Below are 11,599 nucleotides of genomic sequence, written 5' to 3' on the forward strand. Positions count from 1 at the left end.
TGTCTATCTTTCTCTGAGCGAATTCTCTTTCGCACGTAATATAGGTTTTAACCAATAATTCAGTACTGTTTTTTCTCCTGTAAGAATGTCTACCACAACCTGCATTCCCGGGATGATCGTAAACTTATCATCAACCTTGAAAGTAACGTTGGCACGGTAGTAGGCATTGCCCTCTTCATTTTGAAGTGCATCGGCGCTTACGTAGGTCACTTCTCCTTCTAGGCCTCCGTAAATGACAAAGTCATAGGCAGACAACTTTACCGTTGCCGGCAGGCCAGGCCTTATGAAGGCGATATTCTGAGGAGAAATTCTCGCTTCAACGATTAACGTGCTATTACGAGGGACTATTTCTAAAATAGGCTCACCCGGCTTAACCACACCTCCGATGGTTCTGACAAAAACATCTTTGATGGTTCCATCGACCGGAGAAAGTAACTGCGTTCGATTCAACTGATCCGCAATCGCCTGACGACTTTCATTGAGCTGCGCTAGTTGCGTCACAACTTCATTGAGCTGCCCTTGTGCCTCTGCCCTAAAAGCAAGCGCAGTACCACGATAATCTGCGATGGATTCAGAATACACAGCCCTTTGCTTTTGGGCAGCAGCTTGTGAACTCGCGATGTCTCCTTTGAGCTTTATAACGTCTCTATTCAGTTTTAATAATTCCACTTCAGCCACCGCGCCACTAGAAACCACCTCTCTCAACATATCTCGCTCTTTCGAGACAATAACCAGACTGCTTTTTAGTGTTTGAATGGTATTCAAGGTATCTAGATAAGCTTGCGATTGTTGCTCAATTCGCAATTTAGCCTCCTCCAGCTCAGACTCCAGTTGGCTCAACCGCTCAAGATAGTTTGCTTTGGCATTCAGATAGGCAGAGTGGCCGGTCATCGAAATATCAAATGGCTGAGGCTCGATACTCACTTGTTGTTTCCAATCCAGTTGGAGGCTATTCACTTTTACCGTTTCTAATTCAATTTGAAGCCTCTGCTTTCTGGCGAGCAAAGATTCAACTTGTTCAGAGGTCTCCGAATAGGTCGACTTAAACCTTGTATCATCCAGAATGGCGATGGTTTGCCCCTTAGTGACGCTTTCACCAGGCATGACAAGTAACTCCTTTAGAATGCCTCCCTCTAAGCTCTGAATCGTCTGAACAGACAAAGTAGGAACAACTTTTCCTTCGCCGACAACCACTTCGTCTAACCTCGCCCACGAGGCCCAAATAATCACACTCAGCACTAACGCGGCAGACAACCAAATCAACGTTCTCGAACGGTTTGCTAAATGAGCATTACTCCAACGAACTGTGCTCATCATTGACCTCCTTCGCGTACAATTGATACTGCGCGTACTCTGTTCGTCTTCGCGTTAGACTGTTGTTTAGCAAAAATTTCTTGGGGCGCTCCTTCCCTCAAAATTGTGCCTTTATCAAGCACAACAATTCGATCACAAAGCGATAATAAGGAATGTTTATGAGAGCTAATAATCATCGTCGTCGAGTGCGGCAACGATTTGAGAGCATTAAACAATGCATTCTCAGCAGGCTGGTCTAAGGAACTGGTTGGCTCGTCTAAAATTAATGCTGCTGGGTTTCGATAAAAAGCTCTTGAAATCGCTACAGCTTGCCTTTGCCCCCCCGACAAATAACGCCCTCCTTCTCCGACTTGCGTTTCTAGACCATGAGGAAGGCGACTCATGTACTGGTTCAAACCCGATAATTCTATCGCACGGCGTAAACGTTCTTGATCAATAACATGATGTCCTAATACTATGTTTTCCATAATGCTGCCGTATATAAGATGCGAATCTTGGCCAACCCAACCCGTTTTCTCTCTTATCAATTCGGCGGGCCAAAGCTGACTGTCAATGTCATCAAAATAAACGCTACCCTGTAAGGCACTGAGTTGATTGGTAATAATAGAAAGGAGTGTAGACTTTCCTGCTCCTGCACTACCAATAACGCCAACGCGTTCGCCTTGCTTGATAGTAAGATTAATATCTCTCAAACATGGCATATCAACATCTGGGTATTGGAAGCTCACGTTTTCTAAACGTATATTCCCTGTAAATTCGGCAGACGTAATGACCTGACTGCGTTGCGCCTCCTGAGGTAAAGACATGATAGAATTTAAGCCTTCAACCGCTGTTTTTGTCTGTTGATAGCGAAGTAACAGCATAGCTAACTGGTTAATCGCCCCTGCAGCACGACCGCTAAGCATGACAATAGCAATGAGCCCCCCCATGCTTAGCAATCCCTCAGAAATTCTGTACACGCCTGTTACAAGTAACATTACGGTAATTATCTGCTGGCTAGATTGAATGGAGTAAGCAACGATATTCGAACAGTTTCGCGATTGATTTTGCCAATCAGAAAGCATGGATACCGTTTGCTCCCAACGCTTTTGTGCTTCTCCCGTAGCGTTATTTTGCTTAATCTCTTTTAAAGAGGACAATGAATCAAACAAGTGAGCTTGTCGCTTCATGGATAGTGCAGCACTTTCCGTATGTGATTGTTCTATTTTTGCTTTTACCGCAAAACCAAGGATCAGCAGGGTAAACATGACGGCAATAGGTATGAACATCATTGCCCCACCTAGCCAACCTATTAAGACTAAAAATAACAACGTAAATGGGAGATCAACTAAGGTCACAAGAGATGCAGAAGTAAAAAAATCGCGAACACTATCAAAATCTTGTAGTTGTCGAGCGAATGCACCGACTGATGCAGGACGGTGTTCAAGTTTCATCCCCATAACTTTAGAAAAAAGTATCGAAGAAAGCTTGTTATCGATGTACTTACCCGCGGTATCAGTGACAACTCCCCTTGCTTTACGCAATAGCCAATCAAAAATAATGATGACGGAGACACCAGCGACCAAAACCCATAATGTACTGAAAGCTTGATTAGGCACTACACGATCGTAAACGTTCATAGTGAAAAGCGGAATAACTAGCGCTAGCGTATTGATAAGGAAAGAGGCAATCAAAAGATCTCGATACCACGGAGACATTTCTTTCACTACGGCGAAAAGCCAATGTTCATTATAATCCGCTTGAATAGAGCTTATCCGTTTGTCCAGCTCTGGACGCATAGAAACTTGCCATGCTTGAGGCTGGAATTGATTATGCAGCTCCTCGCTCGTGACGTATTGCGTTTCACCTTGATCTTCACTAAATAACGTGACTTGATAATCGCTGTTATGTCGCTCAGATATAATAGCGGGTTGTAACGTCTTCCTATTGATTACCACCAATGGAAAGCTCAACATTGCGGTGGATTTTAAATCGATTAATGTGAGTTCAAGATCGGCTCGCTCAGCGGCTCTGATGAATAAGTCACTATCCAATCTACCCTCAACAAGAGGTAATCCAGAAAGCACCTTTTTTGTATGGTGTCTAACCTCAAAATAACGCATCAACCAAGTTAACGATTGCCCCCAAGGATCGTTAGTCAGCTCACTTGATGAGGATGAGTGATGCTTCATGACATACCACCTACTAGCAAGTTGTTGTCATCAATCATCTTCTGTAAGACATTTTCTTCGGCTACGCCAGTCGAGTCACCTTTGTAAAGCTGATCGAGAGTGACGCCCTGCATAAGAATCTGTTGTTTTGTCCCCGTTTCTTCTGGTTTTATGTGAAGCGTTACGCCATCATCATTCTCTGTTAAATCCAGCTTATTATCGACTTCTGTTATCGAGGTAGCGGTGATTATCGAGGCGATGTCAATTGTGTCATTATCATCACCAATAACGGATATTTGGAAATCGTTGATCACATCGTACGAGGGCTTTAACTCGTTACCGAGCCCTGAACTGTCAAACTGGAATACATCGCTGCCACTTCCTCCAATAAGCAAATCATTAGCATCTGTCGCAAGTAATGTTTGGCCCCCTTCTTCCACTAAGGTAACATTGACTGTCTGAGCAGCACCTTCTGCGACTGTAGCACCCAGTGTTGCAATCGGTTTTATCGACAACGTAAAATCACTTGCACCGCTAAACCCGCCAACGATGGAAAGATCAGCGACATCCTCTTGATCAACAGTATAAATGCCGTTCAATCTTTCACCATGACTCAACTCTAGATCTGTTGGTAATCCGCGAATCTCCACACTTCCAAACTCTTCGGGTGCAGGATTGACTAAATTCATGCTCAACCCCAAAGGAATACTCCCAGACGCTTCAGACACAATAGACTGATAATCGGCCGTTAGGGTTGGCTCATCAGCTTCAGGGGTAACAACAATGGTTAGATCGGTAGTTTGCACATCTCCAAAATCGGTTTCGAGTGTCTCTGACACTATCGCTTGATCAAACGTTCTAACATTGAGAGCAACATCCATCGTTCCAAATGCATCCTTCGGAATGAACTCCAAACCTGACACTTCATTTGCTCGCACTAATACCGTCGCCACGGCATTGCCCGCGTCATCGAAGGTAAAGGATGAGAATTGAGTTCCAATACGAATCCTACCTAAGCCTTCCAATGCAGAGGGTTCAGAGCTTGCTTTGATCAACATCGACACTTCTATATATTCGTTGCTATTTGTTTCAAAACCGCTCGCTAAAAAGTCAATCGAAATGGAATCACCTTCATCTCCAGTGAACGTGTTAGAGGTTGTATTCAACGATACATCATCGCCAATCGGTTTTACGCCGACGTTGAACTGAGAAGTGGTATAGTTATAGTCGTTTGATCCAGACTCTTGGGTAATAGCTTGCAGTGTTAATGAAATATCCCCACTAAAATCTAGTGGCGGTAGAAAGTAAACCTTATCAAGTTGTGCTTGAGTTAGCTGCCACTCCTTGCTCTCACCATCCGTTGAACCGTTATCAGGGAGTAATTCGAGCGTCCCATTATTGTCCCAAACCAACACGGCTCCGTCTGGCACTCCTGTCATGACCAAAGACATCGACTCAGAACCATCTTGATCGATTAATGATGCAGATAAGTTTCCTAAATAAATATAATTATCTTCATTACCAACTACGTCTTCTGTTTCCAGAACCGCTTTATCAACCACTGGGGCAATGGTAACGGTAACTTCTGTTGATTTAGTTTGAGTATCTTTCGCACTGTCAGTACTTAAACAACTTCCCGTGACTTCATCAGTAATGTTTGCGTCAACGGAAATAACAAGCTCTCCACTGTAGTTTTCAGGTGGGATTAACTGAATTTCGTTTAGACGCGTAACATCTGTCACCACCCATGTTCCATCACCGTTGTCAATGAGTAGGCTCGGGTCCACGGCAGTAAACCGCGCATTCTCGTCAGACACCGATAAAGAAACCCAATTGACACTTTCAAGGCCAGTCGCTGCGTCACCTTCTCCAGTAATGGACTGCATTGGCCCTTCACTATCGCCCAATACAAGAGCAAGATTCAGGTTGGTTATAGTATCTTCTTGAACCGTAACTTGGCTTGGTGCTATCGCGATATCATCGACAACAGGAGAGATTTGTACCGTAATGGTCTGAGAGGTTGTTTTCGAGTCACCATCGCATGGGGCCGTTTCTGTCACTTCTAAATTGAAAGTAATGCAACCAGCAAAGTCCTCATCCACGCCAGTAAGCGTCAAGGAAGACAATCCAGCGCTAGAAATTGAATAACCCAACAGATTGCCCGCATTATCATAAGCAGGTATCACACCTTCGCCAGTAAGCTCGACTCCTTCAGGTAAAGAATCTGCGGCGACAAAGAAGGAAACTAAGTTACCATCACTACTCGCTACATCAGGGTTTAAAAACGCCCCAATTGAGACATCTTCACCTTCTTTACCTACAATATCCCCACTTTGAACGCTTCCTGGTTCACCAGGATCAGCACACTGGTCTCCATCTCCTTCATGGCCAGTAATTTGAATTTGGAACTGACCTGTGATGTATTGAGCATCCGTTCCATCTCGAACATACGCTAACACATTCACATCAAGTATCTCTGTATTAGATGGGCTATAAATCGATGCGCTAGCAAGCAAATCTTGAGCGGTTTCCAACACGCTATCACTTGTGATTCCTTCCATTGGAATCAGCCAGTTCCCATCGGCATCTTGAGAAGCACCATTCGGATGAGTAACAATGAGGTCTTGACCCTGCGGTATCTGTAAAACGATGTAATCAAGATACTCTGAACCATCAATATCCGCTTCTGTAAATGTAATGCCTCCACTCACGTCGACAGCAGACCCATCGGTACTTGTGAATACTTCAGTCGCACCTTCTAAACGTGTTTTGTCAATATCTTCATTACCAATATCCACTTTGCCAGAAACCACGACGCTCAAAGAGCCATTGATTGCCTTTACATCAGTCTCCATCGTCGGAGACGTGTCTGTCACTTCGTACTGAACTTTCAGGCTAAATGTCCCACTTAGGTCTTCATTAGCTTTTACAGTGATTCGTCCACTGTTTAACAACTCAGATAATGCTGCCGAGCTACCATCAAGTAGTTCATTGAGTTCTAACGGTAAGTTACTTTTCTCTACTGCATTACCATCAAAGTAAAGCGTTAAGCCATCTGGAATGGATACAATGGTGTATCCTGTCAAGGACTCACTAGAATCTATATCTTGATTAACGACAGGCTCAAGATTTAGTGTGATGAAATTGTCCTCAATACCATTGCTTTGTAATTCTTGACTGTCAGTTTGATCAACAATAGGTGAGATTTCCATTTCCACTTTAAGAGGGGTTTCAGCAGAATCACCATCCGGCTCTGTTGAAACGACGATAATATCCATGCTCAGTGTTCCACTAAAATCTTGCTCTGTTTTGAGGTAAGTGTTTTCAAGAACAGCGTTTGAGACCTGATAAACTGGCCCCGTTATTGGGTCCACGTAAGCAATTGGAAGAACAATAGGGTCACCATTTACATCTGTCAGTTGTGTTCCCAAAGGGATGTTCTGAAGCAAGATATTAATTTCTTCTGATAGGTCGTCGTCTGATGTCTGGATGATAAAATCCAGTTGTATCAGGTTATCTTCGTCTAACGTAGAGAGATTACTAATTACTTTAGTCGCTTGATCATATTGCCAATTCCCCTGTCCACCATCTAGGACAATTGGTTCATCGACCACGCCTTTTAGCTTAATATCAATGGTTGCAAATTGGCTCTCGGCGGTTTCATTAATAGGTGCTAAGCCATCAATAGTCGACTCTGTTGAAATGGCGGTTACTTGAAGGGATAGAGATTCAGTAAATGAGCTGATATCCGATTTTGGTTGAAGTAACGCCTCTGAATTGGCTAGAGCATTGGAGGTCACTAGGTAGGTATTAATACCGATAAGCGTAATCCCAGCTCCAACAGGCAATGTCCAACCATCTTGAACTTCTATGCGATAAGAAAGAGACTCCGAGCCATCTGTGTCAGTGAGCCGCCCTAGGATGTAATCTTTTAAGTCAATCGCTTGGTCTTCAAGCCCCTGAATGTTTTTAACGGTCAGCGTAGGCACATCGGCATCTGGAGATATATCGATAACAACTTGCTCAGTGATCTCCGCTGTTTTATCTTGCTCATCGGCAAACACACTACCCGACTCAGTCGTTACTGCCGTTACATCAAAAGTAAATCTTCCGGCTAAGTTTTCGTTAGATGTGATTTCAATTTGATCTAACTCGGATTGGCTATACGATTTCCCTTCCTCAATAGCACTTCCGTTAAGTGTTAATATAAGTCCATCTGGAATATTCGAAATTTGGTAGTGGAGCGTTTCAGAACCGTCTTGGTCAAACTTTTCAGCGACAATATTGAGCGAAAGTGATTCAGCGGAATCTTCAACACTTTGATAAGAAAAGTCCGAATCATTAGACCACTCTGGCAAATCTGCAACCGGTAAGACGTTAACATTTAACGTGTTATTGCCTTGTAATACAAAACCATCTGGTTCGACATCAGATACGATTAATGCAGACACTGCTAACGAAACTTTGATAGTGTTGCCCGACAGGTTTAGCGCTGGTTGATAAGTGAGATCACCATTTGGAACGGTGAATATACCCACCCCCATTAGCTCTGTACCAGAAAGACTAATAAATCCGTCATTATCATCATCTTCAAGGCGCACTCCGTCTAAAAACAGAGCCCCTCCTTGTAGAGATTCAACAGAGATCCTTATCGCTTCAACACGCTCATTATTCTCCGTATCCCCAGGAGAAACTCTAATCGGTAACGCGACTGGCGTGGGGTCTCCACTATTATTCGCGCCATTATCTTCTAACGTATCTACATTAACGGTTCGAATAAAACCCCTGGCATCATCAAGAATTAATTGAGCTTCACTGCTTGCTTGGTCACCGTCTGCATCCGTCACAGTTATCGTTAGATCATCAAGCAAACCACCTACAGGCGTATTAACAATAAGCTCGGTAGTTAGCGTAAATGTCCCATCTTGAGCAATAGTCAGCGTTCCATATTTTAAGTTACCATCACTACTATTGATTAAATCGATGGTCCAAGCATCATTGCTAAATACCGAACTCGCCGTATCGTATGTTTCACCTGCATAGGTCAAACTTGAAATCAACGTGCCATCTGAACTGATTAAGTCGGCATTATTGCTAAACCAGTTTCCCGAAAACTCATCCCCCTCGGTAAGTTCAATTTCTATTGGTGAGCTTGTGTCTTCAGGGATATCATCTACTACACTAACGGTATATGTCTCAGCTTCAGACTGGTCGCCATCCTTATCAACGGCATAAATTGAAAAACTGAGTTCTAATGTGTTCTCGTCCGCTGGAACACCGTCAGGTTCATCGTGTTCAAGTGCACGGTATAGATCAAACTCGACAGTCCCATCGGTATTAAATCTAATTCTAAAGACGTCTTGCTCGCTTTCATCTCTTGCATATAACCAACCATTCGAGTCCGGTGAATCAAGCGAAACCAGGCTACCACTACTTGTTTTATAGCCGAGCGCATTGAACATATCGATATTCACGCTCACACTGGCGATAGAGTCTGAACCTTGTAATAGCGTAATGGATGGTGACGAGCCCTCGATGCCAGAATCAAGCGAATCATCATTCAACCCGCTTTCATTGACTGTGATTCCCTCTGTAATTACTAGTTCCGGAAACAAGCCATCATAGACCAGTATGTTGGACTCCGTAGAGATCTCGCTTCCATCAGAATCTCTCGCCACGATGGGCATAGAGATCGACAATTGCGTCCCATCACCTAAAACATGGTCAAGCGAGTGATAAAGCTCTACAGTTACATTAACGGTAGACGTATCATTTGATGGCAAAGAGAAGTCACTAGGTAACGTGACCCTAAATACAACGTCTCCAGTGTCTGAAATTGCGTCAAAGCTTCCATCATTGTTATCGTACCAAGTGACAGCCTCTCCGTTATAAGTAACAGCATCACCAAGCGTAGTTTTGACAGTATCTCCATCATTTATGTCAACACCCAGATACACAATCGGATCGAATGATGACGTAACTATCACATCCGTATTCGCTATGGCTGAAACCCCATCAGGAGCAATGTTTGTATCGACAGGTGTTTCGGTCAACTCGACATTGCCACTATTGATTAGCGCTTGTCCATTGTCGTTATCCATCACATTAATGTCTAAAACGACCGACGTGTTATCTTGGTCTGAGTCCATTGCAGTAACAACGAGAGGCACGTTTGGATCAGTATTTTCTTGTTGGTCGAGAGCCTGAAAAAGCTCAAAGGAGTAGGTAATGTCGCTATTTGCATCAATAGGTAATGAAGCATTGAGGGTAGCTTGAAAGATGGGAATCTGAGTTTGCCCATCTTCGTCAAGAATATAACCATCAAGTGTTTTGCCATCCGCAGAGACTTGATAAAGCACAACTTGTTCACCACTCGTCAACAAGGGTTGTTCAGAGACGATGAACGACAAAGATTCGAGGTAATCACTGCCAACCTCAACTTGAAAATTCCCTGAGCTCAACACACTTCCATTTGCGAGATCAGATTCTTTTACTTCTACCCCATTCAAATTATTTAAAGTTGGGTCTGCGCCATCCTTTAGAACATAGTCAATTTCATTCTCTACAAGCGGTGTGGCATCTAAATCTACGCCACCAATGGTCAACGGGAAAGTGACCGTATCACTGCTATTGAATTGATCGATAGGGTGCTCAAGAGTAAGCGAAATTGAAGCTAATACATCGTTACCCGACTCAACGCCACTCAATGTTAACGTAAATACAGTGACACCATTCGCAAATGCTGTAATTTGCTTTCCGCTGGAACTTAACGTGTAGCTAAGCTCATTATCAGAGACTGAGCTTGTAAGCCCTAATGCTTCTAACTTAGTAATAGATGACCCACCGAAATACAAACTACTCGGATCAGGGTTGTCAGATCCCGCGACAATATTGACAGTTCCTTCAAAGTTCAATATCGGGCCATCCAAAGGGACTTCTGTTACGTCTATAGTCGCATTGCCTACGTAACCTGCTTGTCCATCAGTAATGTCAATGGTCGCGTTAGCCAAGCCATAGTCTTGGGAGTCATCTGCAGCTAAATAGCTGAAAGAAACACTTTGCTCGACCGAATGATCTAGGTTTCGACCTGCATCAAACTGCCAAGAGCCATCAGAAAATACGGTTAATTCGCCTTTTTCTAAATTAAAACTTACGGATCCCCCCTCTAGAATTGACTTCTGCTCCCCGCCAGCCTCTACAAATTTCACATAAAGTGTTCCATCAAGATCAATATCATTTTCAAGTACATTGCCCGTAATTGTTTGATCTTCTACGACTGAGTATGTGTCATCTCTAATCACCGGATCAGAGTCATAAATAGTAATCGTTAACGGTGCCACAACCGTCTCTTGTGTACCGTCAGCATCACTTTGAATGCTTTCAACCAATACGTTAGTCACCAGCTCATCTTGACCTACACCATGATCAATCGCTTCATAAAAAGTAATTTGAACCGTACCATCATCATTGACCTCTGCAGAGAAAACTAATCGGTCGTCAGTCGATGTTCCTTGTAAGCTCAACCCATCTTCTGCAACAACAACATTTATAGATTGACCGACCGATGTAAGCGCGCTCAAACTTGGTTGCTCTGCATGCAGTGCTGGCACACCATTTTCTATGTTGATGGCTGCCGAGCTGCTTTGCTCACCAAAAAATCCAACGATGTTTTCAGAAAATACCGTTGAACCGGGTAGCACTATTGTCGGCATGGTATCGACCGCATGGTTGCCGGCGGCATCCAACACTTCAGCTTCAATGGTCCACGTGCTGTTTAGATTGAGAGTGTTTACGTCAATTCCGGTTACTGTCCACGAACCTGATGCATCAACAAGGCCAGTAAAATTCAGCGTGCTGTCTCCGTCACTTACCCGAATCGTCACCGCCAGACCTTGCTCTACACCACTGGTTGTCCCTCTCATTTCCGTGACTATACCCTCACGGAAATCATCAATGGCAAGGCCACCGCTAATATAAAAATCCGTATCGATATCAATGGTGGGAGCAGTGGCATCTATGGTCGTAGCCTCATCCATTGCTTTCGCTTGGTTGCCCGCTACATCATTCACGGAGGCAGATACGGTTAACGCCCCATCGGCTAACGTGGATAAGTTCGCCCCTTCGACTTGCCACAT

General features: G+C 43.8%; 3 protein-coding genes. All 3 read right to left on the minus strand.

Annotated elements, in window-relative coordinates:
- Window positions 1–3: 3 nt before the first annotated feature.
- The gene (locus R7O03_RS06540) at window positions 4–1,317 is read right to left on the minus strand and encodes an HlyD family type I secretion periplasmic adaptor subunit (protein ID WP_021033865.1); all 1,314 of its coding nucleotides are present in this window, start codon (window positions 1,315–1,317) and stop codon (window positions 4–6) included.
- Window positions 1,314–3,485 carry a type I secretion system permease/ATPase gene (locus R7O03_RS06545; protein ID WP_318131600.1) on the minus strand — a complete coding sequence of 724 codons (2,172 nt, stop codon included), beginning with the start codon at window positions 3,483–3,485 and terminating at the stop codon, window positions 1,314–1,316. Before R7O03_RS06545 ends, R7O03_RS06540 begins: the two co-directional genes overlap by 4 nt.
- Window positions 3,482–11,599, minus strand: an 8,118-nt coding sequence (locus R7O03_RS06550; RefSeq protein WP_411977466.1) for an Ig-like domain-containing protein, incomplete at its 5' end; no start/stop codon positions are given. The genes R7O03_RS06545 and R7O03_RS06550, both read right to left, overlap by 4 nt.

Origin of the sequence: Vibrio sp. Vb2960 (genome assembly GCF_033337665.1) — a bacterium.
In the GTDB taxonomy this organism is placed as follows: Bacteria; Pseudomonadota; Gammaproteobacteria; order Enterobacterales; family Vibrionaceae; genus Vibrio; species Vibrio alginolyticus.

Excerpts from the sequence above, each read along its gene's own strand:
- R7O03_RS06540 (WP_021033865.1), bottom strand. The coding sequence starts at position 1,317 with ATGATGAGCACAGTTCGTTGGAGTAATGCTCATTTAGCAAACCGTTCG.
- R7O03_RS06545 (WP_318131600.1), bottom strand. The coding sequence starts at position 3,485 with ATGAAGCATCACTCATCCTCATCAAGTGAGCTGACTAACGATCCTTGG.